Here is a 17,251-nt window from a genome sequence, read left to right as displayed (position 1 = left end):
CTACAATTATCTTTGAGGTTGAAACTTGAAATTTGAGGTTTGAAACTAGAACATTGAGATTTGACCAATCACCAATGACCAATGACCAATGACCAATGACCAATGACCAATGACCATTGACTAACCTATCTGCCAGATTTTAATCGTTTTATCTGCACTACCACTTACTATTAATTGATTATCAGGGCTAACAGCAATAGAATTTACAGTCCCTGCATGTCCGTGGAGAGTTTGTAGGAGTTCTCCGGTTTGCAAACACCAAATTTTGATGGTTTTATCAGCACTACCGCTAAATAGAGTTTGTCCATCTGGACTAATTGCAACTGATTTAACTTCATCTGTGTGATCAGTGAAGGTATGGAGTATCTTCCCGGTTTCAAGTTCCCAAATTTTGATGGTTTTGTCAGCACTACCGCTAAACAAAAATTGTCCATCTGGACTGATAGTAACTGAGTACACGTCGCCCTTATGTCCGTTGAGAGTGCGTAGTGGTTCACCTGTGCGGGAGTTCCACAAGCGAATTTTTTTATCGCTACTAGCACTGGCGATGATTTTACCATCGGGACTGATCGCCGCACCATGAACAGGAGAAGAATGCCATAAAGTACAAATGCGATCGCCTTTGTGGAGGTTCCAAATCTTGATTTTATTACTACCGCTAGCTAAAATTTCTCCATCTGGGCTAATCACCACAAAGTTCACTGGTTTTTGATGTCCTAGAAGTTTGTGCAGTAGTTTTCCACTCGACAGATGCCAGACTTTAACATTACTTCTGGGATGTTCGCAACTGCCAACAGCTAGGAAATTACCATCGGGACTCACAGCAACCGAAGAAACTTCTCCCAATTCCTCTTTCAGGGTGCGGATTGCTTTTCTGTTATGCAAATTCCAGATTTTAATCGTCTTGTCTGCACTCCCACTGACTAAAATCTGTCCATCCGCAGTGATAGCGACAGATGAAATTTTGCCTGTATGTCCGGTTAAAGTGTGGCTAAGATAAGCATTTTTTAGCTGACGTGGGTATCGGGAGTCGGCGATCGCATATAAAATTTCTTCAACTTCGTTAATACCCTGACGATCGCCAATTGCTGAAAAATATTCTTTAAGTTTTCGCAGATATGGTGTATCTGCTGTGGTAGCTGCGTTGCGGATCGCCTCAACTAGATTATTAACTTGCACTTGTGGTACTTGGTGCAATTCTAACCATGTGCCAATGGAGTATTCTAATTGTTCTTCTGCTAGAGAGCGATCGCTCAGATGCGATAAACTCTGAGCTAATTGCAACGCTAACTCCGGAATCCAGTAACGGTGTTTTTCTTCTAAAGCTTGATAAACTTGTTTGTAGCCAGAAGCGATCGCTTGCAGTGATTGGAAGTCAATTTGGCTCTTAAGCAAGCTCGGCAGTAAATCTGGTAGCTGGGGAGGTACATCATGATGAACCAAGTGATAAATATCTGCTATCCAACCAGCAACTAGACAATGACAGGTAATTAAAACTTGGCTCAGTTGCTCCAAATCTTGATGATTAATTTGATATCGCAAGGATAACTTACTAACATCAACTCCCTTAGCTCGCCATTTTTCTTCTTTTTCTAAGGTTGCTAAATTACTAGCGCTATCTTTACCTAAATAATTAATCTCCTCTACTTTTTCTCCTTGCGCGATTAATTCATCTCGGATACTTTTCCACTCATAGGCACGATTTTTTGCGGACTGTTCAACAATTCCTCTATAAGATATCCGAGATATAGTTTTATAGTAATAACGCTCTTGTCCCAGTCCCCAATAACCAATTCGGAAATTTAGGTAATCTCCATCAGCTTCAGACTCTAAAATTAAAATCGGCTCTGTTTTCAACATTCCAAACAGAGCCTTAATACTAGATTCACTGTGAAAACGTTTACTATCCCATGCTCCTGCTAAAAACTCTGTTGGTCTGACCGTATTCTGTAAAGAATAATATTTACTCAAGAAATCTCGCAATCCCTCCGCCACCATTAACTCAATATCAGTAGCGAATTCTTCTTCTCGATGATCAAACTGATCAAATCCTACTTTCGGAGGAGCCAGAAAAATTTTTAAAGGTTTACGTTCATAACTAGTACCAGACTCTAAAATCTGCGAAGGATACAACCGTAAAGGCCAGCTATCAAATAGTTTATTCACCTCTGGAATCTTGAGCGCTGTTTCCTGTTCTTGGGTTGCAATTTCTAACTGCATCTGATGGTAGTAAACAGCTAGCTGTTGTTCGTCCGATTTTTCTTGTTCATATCCTCCCAAAAAGGTCAGCTTTTCACTAGCACTGTTAACGGTTTGGATAATCTCTTGAATTTTGGCAGGATAATCATTTTTAGTTTCATCAGGGCGTGCATCATTATTTTTCTGCACTAAACTTGCAATTACAGGTGCAAATTCCAGCACTAATTGCAGTAATAACCTTAAGCCTTGCTCCATACAGAGATGCCTGCTAAATAAATAATCTCAAAAGCTTTCATTCTCATCAACGCTATAGCTTCATTCAATTAGGCATTGTTGCCATCCGGCAAATTTCCACACATTTCTATTCTACTGCTTTATTGCATCTTACTTGGCGAGGTTATATATCGCCAACATTTTTTGAATGGGTATAAAAACTCTAAAACCATAGCATTCCTAAATCATTAGTGAACAACAAGATCCCGCATTTTGCAGAAGTTGTCAAGGATCTGGCTCTCTCAAGATTTACATTTTTCTCCTACCAGTCTTTAGCTAACAGACGAATTTTCTTGGCGTCTTTGTGCCTTGGTGGTGAAAAATGGAGATGTGGGGAGTGAGCGGATTTTTGAACTCTCCTGGCTTTGAAAAACCAGGATTCCGAACTGATATTGCTACGTGGGCTTTAGCCACACTACGCAATGTTGTTCTGCCCCAAAGGGGCTTTGACTGGCTCAAACAGTCCTACCCGCCTCGACCACTTTCTTGGCTGTGCGGTTACTTTGGTATCTTCCAAAGAATCAAGATTTTACGTGTTGAAGGCTCAAAAAGACTTCTCAACACAACCCCATATCTTCAGTTGTCATGGTTCAGTTATTTAGCACACACGTTTTGTTTTTGGAGTTTTTCATCCTGTGGCGTTAAACTAATCCCAGTATAACGCGTTTATGGGATTATGCAAAGATACAACCTAAGATTGTCTGACAAAGAATATGAGGGATTAAAAAAGAAATCTAGTGACACTGAACGCTCGATTAATGACTTAATTAGAGAGGCAATTCGTGAATACTTAGAAATGGAAACAAGGGGATAAATCTCGAAGAAGTCGTGTTTCATCCCCTCTCTAAAGAGTAGGGGTTGAAACACTCCCAATATGTTTTGATAGCTGTAGCCAACCCAAAATCCAAAATATCATGAACAAATCTAAAAGCAGTAAAACTCAAGCTAGAGTTTGGGTAGTGGAAGATGGTAAAATGCGATCGCGCTCCGACTATATCACCACAGAAGAACCTTTAGAAATTCGTCTGATGTCTCCACATCAGACAGTTGCAATCACCATGCGAACCCCAGGCGCAGATTTTGAACTAACTGCTGGTTTTCTTTACACCGAAGGGGTGATTAGCAACCGACAGGATATCCAACGTTTGAGTTATTGCGTAGATACAGAAATTGATGGCGAACAACGTCTTAATATTGTCAATGTCGAACTACGAGAAGATTTACATCCTAATTTACAGCCTTTGGAACGTCACTTCTATACTTCCAGCGCCTGCGGAGTTTGTGGTAAAGCTAGTCTGGAAGCTTTGCGTTTGCGAGGTATTGCAAGCATACCCCCAGAACCAAAAGTGACACCAGAAATTCTCTATAGTTTGCCAGAGCAACTAAGAGCAGCTCAAGGTATATTTAAAGCTACAGGTGGTTTACATGCTGCTGCCTTATTCGATACTCAAGGGCAGTTGATCAGTTTGCGAGAAGATGTTGGACGTCACAACGCTCTAGATAAACTTATTGGTTCAGCTTTATTGAGCGATCGCTTACCTTTGCATAATCATATTGTCATGGTGAGTGGACGCTCTAGTTTTGAGATTTTACAAAAGTGTACAGTTGCTGGAGTACCAATTATCTGTGCAGTTTCCGCTCCTAGTAGTTTAGCAGTTTCTCTAGCCAGAGAATTTGAAGTTACCTTAATCGGATTTTTGCGGGGAAAAAAATTCAATGTTTATTCTGGTTGGGAAAGATTGACACTCCCCTGACAAAGGACATGATATCAATGAATATCAATCAATGTATCCTGATTTATGAGTTCGTTCAAAATCGATCAACTACCAACTAGCTTACAAACTGCCATTACCTACAAAGATTTAGCACATGGAGAGGTACTTTTTTATCAAAACGAGCCTTCACAAGCAATTTTTGCAATTGATTCTGGACGGATTAAGCTCATTCACTACACAGATGTGGGAAAAACTGTTAATCACTACTCAGTAAGACCTGGAGAGTATTTTGCAGAAGTGGCTCTATTTAATGAAACTTATGTTTGTACAGCAGTAGCAGAACTCCCCTCTCGAATCATTTGCTTTCCTAAAGAAGTATTTTTAAATACATTAGAGCAAGATTTCAACTTATCAAAAACTTTTACCGAACAGCTAGCGCGGCGATTGCATTATACAAAGTTATTACTAGAGTTACGGGGAATGCGCTCTGCTCGTGAACGAGTATTGCATTACCTGCGTGTCATTACTCCTGCAAATGAAAAAATTCTGGTTTTAGAGCATCCACTCAAAGAAATTGCTAATGATATCGGTATCACTCCTGAAGCTCTATCGCGAACTCTGACTCAGTTACAAAGTGATGGTGTTATCACACGGATCAAACGCAAAATTATCTTTCGTGAGTAATATTTGAACTAGTTAATATTAATGTTGATTAATATTTCTGTTTATTAACTTTTTCTGGAAAATTGATTCTAATCATTTGAATTTATCAGCCATAAAGATAGGCTCTCTTGTGGAGAATATGCAGCAAAAATTACCAAAACGGTTGATGAACCTACTTGGTATTGAAATGCTCAATCACAACGAAATGAAATGAATCAATAAAGGTTTTTATGCAACTCAAAGACTTTTTTTTATTGTTGCATCCTGCGATCGCTGCTGCTTTCGTATTTCCTCTGATTGGTATTGTCGTAAATTTTGCATGGTCTACACGTCAGCGTCGTCTACAAACTACTACGGGAGGAAAAAGTAAAATACCACCTGTGGTTGGACAAGAACACCTGCGATTGGGACGTTGGCTATCAGGTGCAGTTGTGGGAATTAGTCTTTTAGGGCTGGTTTTCTCCATTTTGTCCAAAATGTTGGAAAATCAGGTATGGACAAAAGAACCCTTCCGGGTCGTTTTTGTGATGGCGATGTGTATTGCAACTGTGATTTCTCTATTCATTCTTTACATTGCAAAAACACCGACATGGCGAGCAACATTTGCAACACTAACAGGAGCAGGGCTAATTCTTTTGGGTTGTCAACCAGAGGTATTTCGCCGAGGTAATGAGTGGTACGTATCGCATTATTATTATGGTATCATCGCCGCAATGTTAATGATTTTCTCCTTGGCAATTGTCCAAGATATTTATAAGGATAAAAGTAATCGTTGGCGGATAGTTCACATTATTCTTAATTGTGTTGCTTTGTTATTGTTTGTTGGACAAGGAATTACAGGGACACGAGATTTATTGGAAATTCCTCTTGGTTGGCAAGAAAAATATGTTTACAAGCTTTACGAACTGCAATGTAATATAAAGCCTTGTACGATTCAAGTAAGTCCTGAATCAAATATCACGAAATAAGCTGAAATCGGTTTTTATATAGAATTAATGAGACTACAACGTCGTTTACTTGTACACAGCATACCAGGACAACTTTATTTATGGTTTGCTGTGATTATCTTTGGTGCTGCAAACTCTGTCACGCGCAAACTCACCGAAATCGGCGCTCAACACTTTGTCGATGGTCGCAATCCCATTTCATTGTGCAATGTTTTATTTGTAGGTAATCTTTGTGCGTTGATAGTGCTAATACTTATATACGGAAAGCAGTTTAAGTCTTGGAAATTACAAAAAATTTCCCAAAATACATGGCTTAATCTGACATTATTAGCGATTATTGGTGGCGCTGTAGCACCTGGTTTGATTTTTCAAGCGCTGGCGTTAACGAATGTGAACAATGTTGTTTTAATTGGACGCTTAGAACCTCCTTTAACTTTAGCATTATCTGTCTGGCTGTTGCGCGATCGCGTAAATCTTTGGGAAATAGTTGGCGCGCTCATCTCATTTATCGGCGTGGGATTTACTATTTTTTTGCCTTCTACTCTCCAAGACATGACAGAGATGAAAAACTACTTTAGTTTAGGTACAGGGGAAATTTTGACAGCAATAGCAGCCATAATCTTAGCAGCATCAACAATTATTGGTAAAGCAAAACTCTCTCAAATACCTCTAGGTTTTTACAGCATTTTTCGTACACTCTTGGGGACAATAGTATTTTTCTTTACTGCTTTACTGCTTTATGGTGAAAATCACTTTATGGATGCACTTTCACCATTTTTATGGAAGTGGATGTTAATTTATGGACCAGTGATTGTAGTAGTTGGTCAGTCATTTTGGGTAGCTGGTTTGAGAGTTTCTAGTGTTTCTCAAGTATCGTTGGTTGGCTCGTTTGCTCCTGTTGTGGCGGTGGTTGCAGCTTATTTAATTTTGCAGGAAGTTCCTACTTTAGCGCAATATATCGGTGGTACTGTAATTTTAATAGGTGTAATTGTCAGTCAATTTGGTATTCAACGCAAGCAATCATTGGATAATGTTGCCAATTCCAAAACAATTTCTACAACTAAATTACGAGAAATTGAAAGTAAAGTTGGATTCAAGGGGATGTAGGTTGTAAAGTCACTTGAGTTCGATAGAGCAGTTTACTTGCGGGCTGGCGGTAACATTTCCAAAATCCTAATCTGCACATTGGGAAATTGCTTGAGTGAAATCGTCCCATCCTCAGCCAAAATCACTTGACTTTGATAGCCATCTTCATTGGGTTCTCGAAGTACATATAATTGACGATTTAATACATCGAGTACCCAATAATCTGTAATTCCTGCTTGTGCGTAAGCTTTACCTTTAGTTTCACAGTCAAATTTTAAACTGGTATCGGCGACTTCAATGATCAAATAAACCTCGTTGGGGGTAGGATGGTGGTCTGCGTAGTCGAGTGAGTCTATTTTGACAACTGCAATATCTGGTTCCGGTTCTGAGCGTTGGTTGAGTGCGATGGGGTCTTGAATAGATATCCAGGCTTGATTACCCAATAGTTTTTCCAGTAATTTATAAGTTCTTCCCACCGCAGAACAATGCGCCGTACCCTTTGCACTCATCCAAATAATTTTTCCTTCTAGCAGTTCCACTCGCTCATCTTCACCTAAAATCCCCGTCTCAGCCATACGGTGATACTCCTGAACTGTCCACAAACGCAGATTAAAGTGAGTTTCTGTGCTTTGCATGGCTTATATACGACTAAGTACAAGAGTTTCGGCAAACACAATATTTGTTGATATCCTAGCATTTGATATCACGTCCGCTTGAACACTTTAGGACTTACGCAAAAATTGCCGAAAAGCTTAATTTATTGAACCGCCAAGACGCCAAGAACGCCAAGAATTCGTAGAGTGTGCGTAAGTCCTACACTTATATTATTCGTTATTTTATAAGAAGAAACTATTAATCTCAGAGAAACTATGCCTCACGTATTACTAGTAGATGATGAAGAAGCTTTGCGAGAAAGTCTTTCTTATAGTTTGCAAAAAGAAGGCTATACGGTGACAACAGCAGCAGACGGTCAAAGCGCAATCAAACAGTTCCACAAGCAAGTGCCAGATGTGATTCTGTTAGACTTGATGTTGCCAGAAGTGGACGGTATGGAAGTTTGCTGGCGGATTCGTGCATTTTCTGATGTGCCAATTGTGATGCTGACCGCAAAAGACCAAGATGTGGACAAAATATGGGGATTAGAAGCGGGAGCAGATGATTATGTGACAAAACCTTTTAATACTCGCGAACTTTTGGCACGTATTAAAGCAGTGTTGCGCCGTCGTGCTGAAAAGTAATCGTAAATATATAATGATGAGTTGGTTAGCAAAAATTAAGTGGAATTCCATTCATACCAAGCTTTTAGCTACTTACCTGTTGCTGACTGCTTTGGGAACCTCGCTAATGGCAGGATACATTCTTTGGTCATTCTATGCCTACTTTATGAAAGCGAGGCAGGTAGAAATGCGGAGCTGGAGTACTGCGATTAATGAAAGTATTGCTGAGGTGCTAGAAGACGATAAGCGCAAACAAGTACAGACGATTGTGCAACGTTATGGTGCAGCTGAGACTATCACATTAAGAGTTTTCGACAATAAGGGTCTACTTATAGCCTCATCTAATCCTCAACAAGACCAACAAATAAAAGACTGGCTGGTAGTACCTGGAATAGATGCAGCTTTAGAAAAACGAGAAGTGCAAGGTGTAGCAAAAGGAGTCTTATCCAACGACGATAGACTATTTATCGCCCAACCAATCATGCGTAACGGTCGGTTGTTGGGTGCGTTGCGAATGTCTATTACCTTGCAGCAATTTCAACGCCAGTTCGCCACAGTTATATGGACCGTATTAGGTACACTTTTATTTACGCTTTTAGTTTGCACTTTCATCAGTCAATGGTTAGCGCGCAGTCTTTCCCGTCCCATTCAAATGATGAAAAACTTTGCTATTCGTCTGGGTAGTGGGCATTTTGGTGATAAACTCCAGATTCGTCAAAGTAACGAATTAGACCAGCTAGCAATAGAACTTAATCGCATGAGCGAACGTTTAGCTTCGTTGGATCAGGAACGGCGAGCATTTCTAGCAAACGTGTCTCATGAACTTCGTACTCCCATTAGTAATGTGTTGGTGACGGTTGAAGCTTTGCGTAACGGTGCTGTTGCAGAACCAGCAGTGAGCGATCGCTTTTTGAAGACTGTAGAAGACGAAACCAAACGGCTATCACGCCTGATTGATGATTTACTGGATTTAGGACGCTTGGAAGCTGGAGTGACACACCTGGAAAAACAGCGTCTTCAGCTTTCTAGTTTAATTAACCGTGCAGTCAGAGCCGTGGAAACGCGAATGCAAAATTCGCAAATTTCCACCCAGGTAAATGTAGCTGAGTTACAAATACAGGGTGATTCCGAAAGGTTGTTGCAAGCACTTCTCAATCTCCTAGATAACGCCATCAAGCACTCAGCTTCTAATTCTCAAATATTTATCACTGGGTACAAAGAAGGTAAACAAGCTGTTGTCAAAATCCGCGATCAAGGTAAAGGGATTAAAGACAGCGATCTCCCCCGAATTTTTGAGCAATTCTACACAGGCGATCGCTCTCGTAAAGGTCGAGGAGTTGGATTAGGCTTGGCGATCGCCAAACGCATTATCGAAGCACACGGCGGTAGCATTATTGTTACTAGCAAGGTTGATGAAGGCTCTACATTCACTATTTATTTGCCTTTATAGTCAGTTGTCTCATCTAGTATCTATCTGGGAAAATGGCAACATATCAAAATAAATAAAACCTTCGAGAATACCTACAGCATAAGGATAATGAGTGAGATAATGACGAGAATAACGTGTGTTGTAATACCACCAAAGAAGTTCCGTTTGGGCATTACCAACGATAATCCCAGGTGATGATAATTGAAATAAACTAATGTCACTTCCAGAACCTCCACAGATAATGGTTGCATCTGGTTGTATTTGCAGCAATTGTTGTAAATAGGCAGCAGCTTTTCCCTTATTACAGTTGTGGGGTAAGATATCAACATCTCTTCCATTGCTGAAAATTACTTGAGTGTTCAATCCAGCAAATTCTAATAAAGCTCGCAAATCACTGATCACATCAAGCGACGCATTCTTATTCAGCCAAAAGCTAAATTTCCAAGGAGTTTGTTCTCTTTCAGATTTAGGTTGGAGTGCAGAAAATTGACTAGCAATTGCCCAAACGGTATCCCGATTCCAGTCTTTTGAAATGTAATTTGCCCAATCTTGATCTAAAAGAATACCTTGTTGATAAATTTCACTACCCAAACTCGTAATTAAGTAATCTGGTTTGAAAAGCTTTGCCTGTGCTATTTGCTCATGGCTAGAAGCATAAGATTTACTAGTAATATAGACTAAGTAAATATGATTGTGTATCGCTCCCAGCCGTTGGTTTAAAGCAGCATTAGCTTGCTCGTTATCAACCAAAGTATGATCTATGTCAATAATTATAAGCATTTTCATGTTTAGTTCTTCCTCTCACTTCAAAAGTGCATTCAGCCATTTACCCACTGCACAGTGCCATTAGAAAAAGAATCAATTAGTTTTTCTAGAGCTTTAATTTCATGAGGCTTCAAAGCTTTTGATTTTAATAAATTTTGGATTTGTCTTTCCAAGTTCGGAGTTAACTTTTTAGTTTGAATTATTTCTTGGACAAAGGTACCAAGGGTTAGAGATTGGTAGAGTTCGTAAATTTGGGCTGTGACTGCTTGAATACTGAAACGAGATTGAACCCAATTATATGCAGCATTACCATTGGATTGTCTAAGAATAGGATCTTCTAATATATTCCGAATTGCGATCGCCAAGGCTTTAGAATTGGAAGCAGGAACCAACAGTCCAGTTTCGCCATGCACTACTGTATGTTGTAATCCTCCCACTTCACTAGCAATTACAGGTGTTCGTGCTGCCATTGCTTCAATCGCAACCAAACCAAAAGGTTCGTAATAACTAGGCACAACACAAACATCCCCTGCGGCATAATAAGCAGGTAGCAGCGCTTGAGAAACCCGTCCTGTAAAAACCGTAACTTGTGCTAATCCGAGTTTTTTTACCAGAGTTTGAATGCGTTGTTGTTCTCGAAAATCTGTTTCATCTTCACGACTACCACCAACTAAATAGAGTTTAAATGGATGAGGCAAATAGGTACAGGCTCTGACTAAAGTTTCAATTCCCTTACACGGATCAAAGCGTCCTACATACAAAATTATTCGAGCATCAGGAGCAATTCCTAACTGCTGGCGAGCAGTTTCTTTACTTACAGAACCAAAGTGTATGGTATTGATACCGCAAGGAATGATTTTGATACGTCCGTATTGTGAAATTAGGTGACGCAAATCTTCTGCTTCTTGGGGAGTAGTAGCGATTACACAATCTGTTTGTTCTAAAATAGCCTTCTCTACATGATGGCGAATTGAAGCAATCTGGGGTGGATTCTGCACATCGCGGTATTTAACTGCTCCAATAGAATGATAGGTATGAATTTGGGGTAAACCCAGCTTGGCTTTAAGTTTCAGTCCCACCCAACCAGAAAGCCAGTAATTAGTATGAATCAGTGCGTAGTTGCGTTTCGTTCGTTGTTGAAAATTGAGCCAAGCTTCTACAAATTCTGGTAAATATTCAAATAATTTATTTCTAGATATTAATTCTGTTGGTCCTGCGAGTAAACGAATTGTGCGACATCCTGGCGCAAGTTGCACAATTTCCTCTTGATTAGGATCTTCGCGTCGGGTGAAAATATCAACCTGACAACCTCGTTTTGCTAATGCCAATCCTAGTTCACGCACATATGTTTGTCCACCTGTTCTGTTAATGCCAATTTCAGTCGTAGGATCACCCTGAACCGAAATAAGTGCATAAGTAGTTTGAGAATATTGTATTTCTGTAGCAGAATTTTCCAGAGATTTAACTAAACTCTGATAGGCAAAATTATTCATTTTTTGAATTTCCACCAGCAAATTAAAAAAGATAGACCAAAATAATAAAATGCCAATAATTATTCAAGATTTGATTGCTAAAAATTCAGTTTAATGCATATTAAAAAAAGTATGTAAAAACCTTCGCGAGAATATAAATGGATGGTTTTTATTTAAATTTTTGCCCGTTTCGGAGTACTCTGGAAGAGAATCAATCATCAACCGCATTGCTTCATGAACTGATATTTCATGAGCTTCTGCATAAAACTTGAGTTTGCGATACTGCTCAGTAGTAAGAACGATGTTAGCTATATTGACTGAAAAATGAGACATAATTATTACACCCAAAAGTAAAATGATGTTTTAAATTTGCCTATACAGGTGATGTTACGACTTAGAAGTCGAAATATCGGGTAAGAATCGGGTAAAAATCGGTCAAAATTAAAATTCTCCAAACCAAATAATTAAATTGATTTGGAGAATTCTGGTGTTAAGGAAGTTATTTTCAGTAGGAGTCTAACAAGAGATTGTGGAGATATTGGGCAAAAATAGGGTAGAAATCGGGTAGTTTCTTAAAGCTGCTTGAGGCGATAGCCTAGTCCATGAACTGTTTCAATCAAACCATCAGGAGCACCTGCATCTTTAAGTTTATGTCGTAAACTCTTGATGTGAGATTTTACAGTTTCTTCGCTAGGTGGATCTTCCAGTGACCAGATACGCTCTATAATTCCAGATCGACTTAACACCCGCCGACCGCTAGAAACCATTAATTCCAAGAGAGCAAATTCTTTGGGTGTTAGGTGTAGGGGTTGGTCAACATAGGTGACTTCATAAGTGGTGAGATTTAAATGCAGACCTCCCCAACTGAGATCAGACAAAGATGTTGTGGTACTATTGCGACGCAACAACGCACGAATACGAGCCATTAACTCTGGCATTTCAAAAGGTTTTACCATATAATCATCAGCCCCAGCATCCAATCCGGTAACTTTGTCAGTTAGGGTATCGCGCGCTGTTAACATAAGAACAGGCAGTGTAGTATTGCGCGATGGGCTACGCCGCATTGTAGGCGATCGCAAGCGTTGGCAAAAACTTACACCGTCTAATTTGGGTAAGGTAATATCCAGCACTACTAAGTCATATTCCAACGCACTCACAAAATCCCATGCTTCTTCTCCATCTTGGGCTATATCCACCACATATTGGCGATCGCTGAGGGCTTCCATCAGCATCTCTGCTAGCTGGACATCATCTTCAACTACCAAGATACGCATGATTAGAACATTTTTGAATTCACTTTAAATGTAATACCAATTATTTATGAAGATGCACAGAATCTTAAAAAATTAACCGCCATAGACGCGCTCATAATTTATTTAGTGTGGCTTCAAATTAAATTGGTATAAGGTTTTTTTCTAACAAAAGCTGCTGACTTCAAAATCATAACTAAAATTATTTTGCTATGAAATGGTCGCTGGAAGGGAAATGGATCGCCTCTGGCTTTGGTTTGTCTTTGTTATTAATGGGTATTGTCAGCTTTATTTCTTACCAAAATGCTACTCATTTAATTGAGAGTGGCAATAAAGTCAAGCACACCCATGAGATAATGAAAAGCTTGATTGATATTTTTGCAACACTGACTGATGCAGAATCAGGACGCAGGGGCTATATTCTGTATGGAGAGCGTTCAGAACTCAAACGTTACAATCAGGCAATACAAAGTTTAGATGCCAAAGTCAAAAAGTTACAACAACAATTAGCTAATGACCCTTCTCAACAGCAGCAGCTGACAAGGCTAAAATTCCTAATTGCTCAAAGAGTTGAACTGTCTCAGCAGTCGATTAATATTTTGCAGCAAGGTAAATTGACTTTTGCTGTTCAAGCATCTTTAGTTAATCAAAGTAACCAAAATCGTAGTGAAATCCGCGAAACACTAGCGCAAATGCAAACTAGGGAAGAACAGTTACTGGAAATTTCAGTCAGACATTCCCAGGACAATATCCGCAACCGAATGTTGATTGAATTCCTCGGTGCTTTCCTGAGTTTTAGTATTTTGTTAGGTGTTTATGCTTTGCTTTATCAACAATTAGTTAAGCGTCAGCAAGCGGAAGCTGTTCAACGCACTTTAGCTCAAGAAAAAGAACTCAGCGAATTAAAACTGCGCTTTTTTTCAATGGTATCTCATGAATTTCGTACACCTTTAAGTATTATCTTGGGATCGGCTCAATTGTTAGCTCAAAGTGAACAGCAATGGACAAAAGAAAAGAAGCTCAAAAATCTACATCGGATTCAATCTTCAGCTAGGTCTATGAATCAATTGCTGACGGATATTCTGACTTTGACAAGAGCAGAAGCAGGTAAACTTGAATTTCATCCAATTCTGATTGATTTAGAAGCATTTTGTATTAATTTGATTGAAGATCTTCAGTTTTCAACTCAACCACAACATAGTATTAAATTTATCAGTAAAAGTAATTGTACTCACGCCAGATTGGATGAAAATTTGCTCTATTCAATTCTCAGCAATTTACTTTCAAATGCTATTAAATATTCACCTCAAAAAGGAATAATTTCATTAATTCTTAGTTGTACACCAGAGACGATAATTTTCCAAGTTCAAGACTGTGGAATCGGTATTCCTTTAGAATCTCAGCAGCATTTATTTGAGCCTTTTCATCGTGGTAATAACGTGGGTAAAATTGTTGGCACTGGACTCGGACTGGCTGTGGTGAAAAAATGCCTGGAACTACATCAGGGAGAAATTTCTGTAGAAAGTGAGGTAGGCGTCGGAACAACTTTTACGGTGAGAATTCCCCAGAAGGTGACAGCAATGGTAAAACTTGACAATTAAATTGTAGGGAGTGCGATCGCTCCAAATTATGCGATCGCTCAATGATATCTAGCGCGATTGCTCATCGCGCTGATCAACAATTTCCACTACACTCTCATCAGTAGTAGTTCCTGTATACCTCTGGGTAGTCCGATCCATGTTATTCATACCAGACATATCAGCAGAAGCTACATCACTAGATACATCGTATACAGCCCAATTCTGAATATCCTGATTTCTCAAAATTGATGCAGCACGCTCAATTTCATTCTCATTACCATCTACAATCACCAAAAATTCACCTTGGGATACTCTTTGGCTATAAGCTCTGGCTTCTTCTTCAGGAATACCCAAACCAGTCAGCGCTCCTACTAAACCACCTGCTGCTGCACCAATACCCGCACCAGCTAAGGTCGTCGCTATTGTCCCAGCAGCCAAAAAAGGCCCCACTCCGGGAACGATTAAAGCTTCTAAACCGACGAGCAAACCACCAAGACCACCCAAAACCGTACCTGTGACTGCACCAATACCAGCACCTTCTTGAGCCTCATTGTCACCACGATCTCTAATGTCAGATTTATCTGTGACAGTAGCTCCACCTATTTGCTCATTGCGATCTGTGTCTTTTGCTAATACAGAAACTCGATTCATAGAGAAACCTGAGTCTCTGAGTTTATTCAGCGCGTCTTCTGCTGTTCGGCGGTTAGGGAATGTACCAACTGCACGCTTATGTTGTTGGATTACCATTTTTGTCTCCTAAAAAAATTACAACTTTGTTTTGTTTAGGTACATTTTTATTTAGCTTCTCTCTCCAAGCATATATTTTCATCAGTCTATAGATTTAGTTTCTTATCCATCAGAAGAAGAAGATAAAATCTCATAATCGGATCAATTCTATTTCGTAAGTAGTAATTTAAAAAAAATACTGAAAATCTTCACGTTTTTTCCACAATTGTAAATTAAGCTGAAATCAAAGACGTTTTTTAATACTCCTCTAATAGTTGAGCCGTTCAAATTTTTTCAAATTTATTCAAAATTATGTTCGCTAGCTATAGTTTTTGAACAACGAAATATTGATTATTACTACTATTCAATCAATTATTGAACGATGAGAAAAATCATACTCAATTTTAATTTTTCAAAAATTTAATATTGCATTAGTGGAGGCATCTATGAATCTACCAAATCAGAATCGCAAAAACAAAGCTGGGTTATTGGGAAGTATTTTTGGCAGTTTATTAGTAGGTCTGTCGGCTATTCCCCTTGTTGCATCAGCAGTCCCTTCTTCTTCTGCGATCAATCCCTGTCCTAGCATTTTCTACGAAGAACCTCACAATAATCAAGTTTTGGTTCCCCAGGGATGTCCACCGAATGCTGCAACTCTCAGACAGCAAGGTCAAATATCTGGGGGACAAAACGGCGTGGTTGTTCCCATTAATCCTAATGTTAGACCTAACGTCAGAGGTGTAAATCCTATACAGCCACCTTTACCAGAAAGCAGACAGAGTCCAATCGCTACTATTACACCAACAGCAGGTAAGGTAAGTGTGAAATTACAAAATAACATGAACACTTCTATTTCTTACCAAGCGATCGGTTATACCCAACCTCGAATTCTTTCAGGTAGAGAAGAAATCGTTCTGCAAAATCTACCAACACCTGTGACTATCACAATGGTACGTGAAGATGGAGGTTTTATGAATGCTATACCGACATCTACATCTGAAGATGGAACACTAACAGTTTCATTAGATGAAACTGCTAACTTCTCTAACAGCAAGAGTGCGTTGAGAATTCAAAGTAATGGTCAGGTATTTCTGAATTAGTGGTCTGTCCCATTAATTATTGACGAGTTGTAGTTGTTCAGATCCCCGACTTTTTAAAAAAGTCGGGGATCTATGTAAATTACCTCAATTTTGATAATTACAACGTTGATCCGCGACTAGGGACGTTGGGAGATTTTGTCGAGTTTATGCATCAAGCGAGCGATCGCCAATATGAACCCCTCAATAGTGATTTCTCTTCCATCCCATTAGAAGCATACGGCGATCGCTGGTTTCGGGTAAACCAGATCCATTAGTCAACTTCTCAAGACAAAATTCCTGCAATTTTGTCTTTAAACTTCTTCAGAAAAACTTGACCTGGCATTTGAAATCATAAACTATGAAAAAAGGATAAGTAACTCCTAATTTTATCTTGTCTAAGTTGAAAATCATGCTTTACAGCTACTTCAAATTTGCTTAAAAAACTACTACATAAATAGATAGGTTGATTTTTAAATATTTTGGTTGATTTGACTGCTGGCAAAACATCTCAAAAAAGCTATTAAGATAAAAGGTCTTTGATTGCTCTACTTAATCTTTACTTCATAAATACTATTAACAATATCTTCAAAAATTAGCTGATTTACTTTAATAAAATTTTGAGACAAAATTCCAGTGACTTTGTCTAAAGCCTTCATGCTGAACCCTTGTGTTTCATGGTTTTAAATAGCAGAATAAAGACATGGATGAAGCGAACAAAAGTTGAGTCCAAAACAAAACACTTAACTTGAACTCAAGAGGAATTACATCATGTCTAAAATTACAATCTCTGACATCAACGTCGAAATGATCGAAGTTTCTGAAGTTGACTCTGCTGCTATCGTTGGTGGAA

At 39.1% G+C, this 17,251-nt stretch carries 15 protein-coding genes; 9 read left to right on the top strand and 6 right to left on the bottom strand.

Annotated features, from left to right (window positions below; all coding sequences use genetic code 11):
• Positions 1–120 precede the first annotated feature (120 nt).
• Complete coding sequence (locus B4U84_RS13100) at positions 121–2,454, bottom strand: WD40 repeat domain-containing protein (protein ID WP_044451184.1); 2,334 nt, start codon at positions 2,452–2,454, stop codon at positions 121–123.
• A gap of 694 nt (positions 2,455–3,148) precedes the next feature.
• Between B4U84_RS13100 and B4U84_RS32120 the strand changes: the two genes are divergently transcribed.
• The 5 genes from B4U84_RS32120 to B4U84_RS13075 all read left to right on the top strand — a co-directional run bounded on the left by B4U84_RS32120 (position 3,149) and on the right by B4U84_RS13075 (position 6,904).
• Positions 3,149–3,286: a ribbon-helix-helix domain-containing protein gene (locus tag B4U84_RS32120; RefSeq protein WP_082068519.1), complete on the top strand. Its 138-nt coding sequence runs from the start codon at positions 3,149–3,151 to the stop codon at positions 3,284–3,286.
• Positions 3,287–3,386: 100 nt separating this feature from the next.
• Positions 3,387–4,226, top strand: coding sequence for a formate dehydrogenase accessory sulfurtransferase FdhD (fdhD, locus tag B4U84_RS13090; protein WP_044451185.1), 840 nt, complete (start codon positions 3,387–3,389; stop codon positions 4,224–4,226).
• A 45-nt stretch (positions 4,227–4,271) separates the two neighbouring features.
• The gene (locus B4U84_RS13085; RefSeq protein WP_017312879.1) at positions 4,272–4,871 is read left to right on the top strand and encodes a Crp/Fnr family transcriptional regulator; all 600 of its coding nucleotides are present in this window, start codon (positions 4,272–4,274) and stop codon (positions 4,869–4,871) included.
• A 209-nt stretch (positions 4,872–5,080) separates the two neighbouring features.
• On the top strand, positions 5,081–5,818 hold the full coding sequence (locus B4U84_RS13080) for a DUF4079 domain-containing protein (protein ID WP_131118375.1): 738 nt from the start codon (positions 5,081–5,083) through the stop codon (positions 5,816–5,818).
• Positions 5,819–5,845: 27 nt separating this feature from the next.
• Positions 5,846–6,904: a DMT family transporter gene (locus B4U84_RS13075; protein WP_131118373.1), complete on the top strand. Its 1,059-nt coding sequence runs from the start codon at positions 5,846–5,848 to the stop codon at positions 6,902–6,904.
• Between the two features lie 32 nt (positions 6,905–6,936).
• Here B4U84_RS13075 and B4U84_RS13070 read toward each other — a convergent pair whose 3' ends face one another.
• Positions 6,937–7,518, bottom strand: a complete 582-nt coding sequence (locus B4U84_RS13070; RefSeq protein WP_044451188.1) for a Uma2 family endonuclease — start codon at positions 7,516–7,518, stop codon at positions 6,937–6,939.
• Between the two features lie 234 nt (positions 7,519–7,752).
• Here B4U84_RS13070 and B4U84_RS13065 point away from each other — a divergent pair, with 234 nt between their 5' ends.
• Together B4U84_RS13065 and B4U84_RS13060 are read left to right on the top strand one after the other, a co-directional pair.
• Positions 7,753–8,121, top strand: coding sequence for a response regulator transcription factor (locus B4U84_RS13065; RefSeq protein WP_017312882.1), 369 nt, complete (start codon positions 7,753–7,755; stop codon positions 8,119–8,121).
• Positions 8,122–8,137: 16 nt separating this feature from the next.
• Complete coding sequence (locus B4U84_RS13060; protein ID WP_131118942.1) at positions 8,138–9,550, top strand: sensor histidine kinase; 1,413 nt, start codon at positions 8,138–8,140, stop codon at positions 9,548–9,550.
• 9 nt (positions 9,551–9,559) lie between these two features.
• On the opposite strand, the gene B4U84_RS13055 is transcribed toward B4U84_RS13060, so the two are convergent.
• The 3 genes from B4U84_RS13055 to B4U84_RS13045 all read right to left on the bottom strand — a co-directional run bounded on the left by B4U84_RS13055 (position 9,560) and on the right by B4U84_RS13045 (position 13,040).
• Positions 9,560–10,315 (bottom strand): sucrose-phosphate phosphatase, encoded by a 756-nt coding sequence (locus B4U84_RS13055; RefSeq protein ID WP_131118371.1) that lies wholly within the window; start codon positions 10,313–10,315, stop codon positions 9,560–9,562.
• A 32-nt stretch (positions 10,316–10,347) separates the two neighbouring features.
• Positions 10,348–11,787, bottom strand: a complete 1,440-nt coding sequence (locus B4U84_RS13050) for a glycosyltransferase (RefSeq protein ID WP_131118369.1) — start codon at positions 11,785–11,787, stop codon at positions 10,348–10,350.
• Between the two features lie 551 nt (positions 11,788–12,338).
• The gene (locus B4U84_RS13045) at positions 12,339–13,040 is read right to left on the bottom strand and encodes a response regulator transcription factor (RefSeq protein WP_017312886.1); all 702 of its coding nucleotides are present in this window, start codon (positions 13,038–13,040) and stop codon (positions 12,339–12,341) included.
• Positions 13,041–13,228: 188 nt separating this feature from the next.
• On the opposite strand from B4U84_RS13045, the gene B4U84_RS13040 reads away from it, so the two are divergent.
• The gene (locus B4U84_RS13040; RefSeq protein WP_131118367.1) at positions 13,229–14,617 is read left to right on the top strand and encodes a sensor histidine kinase; all 1,389 of its coding nucleotides are present in this window, start codon (positions 13,229–13,231) and stop codon (positions 14,615–14,617) included.
• 48 nt (positions 14,618–14,665) lie between these two features.
• On the opposite strand, the gene B4U84_RS13035 is transcribed toward B4U84_RS13040, so the two are convergent.
• Complete coding sequence (locus tag B4U84_RS13035) at positions 14,666–15,343, bottom strand: general stress protein (protein ID WP_131118365.1); 678 nt, start codon at positions 15,341–15,343, stop codon at positions 14,666–14,668.
• Positions 15,344–15,768: 425 nt separating this feature from the next.
• Here B4U84_RS13035 and B4U84_RS13030 point away from each other — a divergent pair, with 425 nt between their 5' ends.
• Complete coding sequence (locus B4U84_RS13030; RefSeq protein WP_131118363.1) at positions 15,769–16,422, top strand: hypothetical protein; 654 nt, start codon at positions 15,769–15,771, stop codon at positions 16,420–16,422.
• Positions 16,423–17,251 lie beyond the last annotated feature (829 nt).

This window comes from Westiellopsis prolifica IICB1 (genome assembly GCF_004323185.1).
GTDB lineage: Bacteria > Cyanobacteriota > Cyanobacteriia > Cyanobacteriales > Nostocaceae > Pelatocladus > Pelatocladus prolificus_A.
Note: the sequence above shows the minus strand (reverse complement) of the source record. Positions and strands in the feature narration are given on the sequence as shown.

Bases quoted from the DNA above. Each gene is read 5' to 3' on its own strand.
- B4U84_RS13100 (WP_044451184.1), bottom strand. From the start codon at position 2,454: ATGGAGCAAGGCTTAAGGTTATTACTGCAATTAGTGCTGGAATTTGCA.
- B4U84_RS32120 (WP_082068519.1), top strand. From the start codon at position 3,149: ATGCAAAGATACAACCTAAGATTGTCTGACAAAGAATATGAGGGATTA.
- fdhD (WP_044451185.1), top strand. From the start codon at position 3,387: ATGAACAAATCTAAAAGCAGTAAAACTCAAGCTAGAGTTTGGGTAGTG.
- B4U84_RS13085 (WP_017312879.1), top strand. From the start codon at position 4,272: ATGAGTTCGTTCAAAATCGATCAACTACCAACTAGCTTACAAACTGCC.
- B4U84_RS13080 (WP_131118375.1), top strand. From the start codon at position 5,081: ATGCAACTCAAAGACTTTTTTTTATTGTTGCATCCTGCGATCGCTGCT.
- B4U84_RS13075 (WP_131118373.1), top strand. From the start codon at position 5,846: ATGAGACTACAACGTCGTTTACTTGTACACAGCATACCAGGACAACTT.
- B4U84_RS13070 (WP_044451188.1), bottom strand. From the start codon at position 7,518: ATGCAAAGCACAGAAACTCACTTTAATCTGCGTTTGTGGACAGTTCAG.
- B4U84_RS13065 (WP_017312882.1), top strand. From the start codon at position 7,753: ATGCCTCACGTATTACTAGTAGATGATGAAGAAGCTTTGCGAGAAAGT.
- B4U84_RS13060 (WP_131118942.1), top strand. From the start codon at position 8,138: ATGAGTTGGTTAGCAAAAATTAAGTGGAATTCCATTCATACCAAGCTT.
- B4U84_RS13055 (WP_131118371.1), bottom strand. From the start codon at position 10,315: ATGAAAATGCTTATAATTATTGACATAGATCATACTTTGGTTGATAAC.
- B4U84_RS13050 (WP_131118369.1), bottom strand. From the start codon at position 11,787: ATGAATAATTTTGCCTATCAGAGTTTAGTTAAATCTCTGGAAAATTCT.
- B4U84_RS13045 (WP_017312886.1), bottom strand. From the start codon at position 13,040: ATGCGTATCTTGGTAGTTGAAGATGATGTCCAGCTAGCAGAGATGCTG.
- B4U84_RS13040 (WP_131118367.1), top strand. From the start codon at position 13,229: ATGAAATGGTCGCTGGAAGGGAAATGGATCGCCTCTGGCTTTGGTTTG.
- B4U84_RS13035 (WP_131118365.1), bottom strand. From the start codon at position 15,343: ATGGTAATCCAACAACATAAGCGTGCAGTTGGTACATTCCCTAACCGC.
- B4U84_RS13030 (WP_131118363.1), top strand. From the start codon at position 15,769: ATGAATCTACCAAATCAGAATCGCAAAAACAAAGCTGGGTTATTGGGA.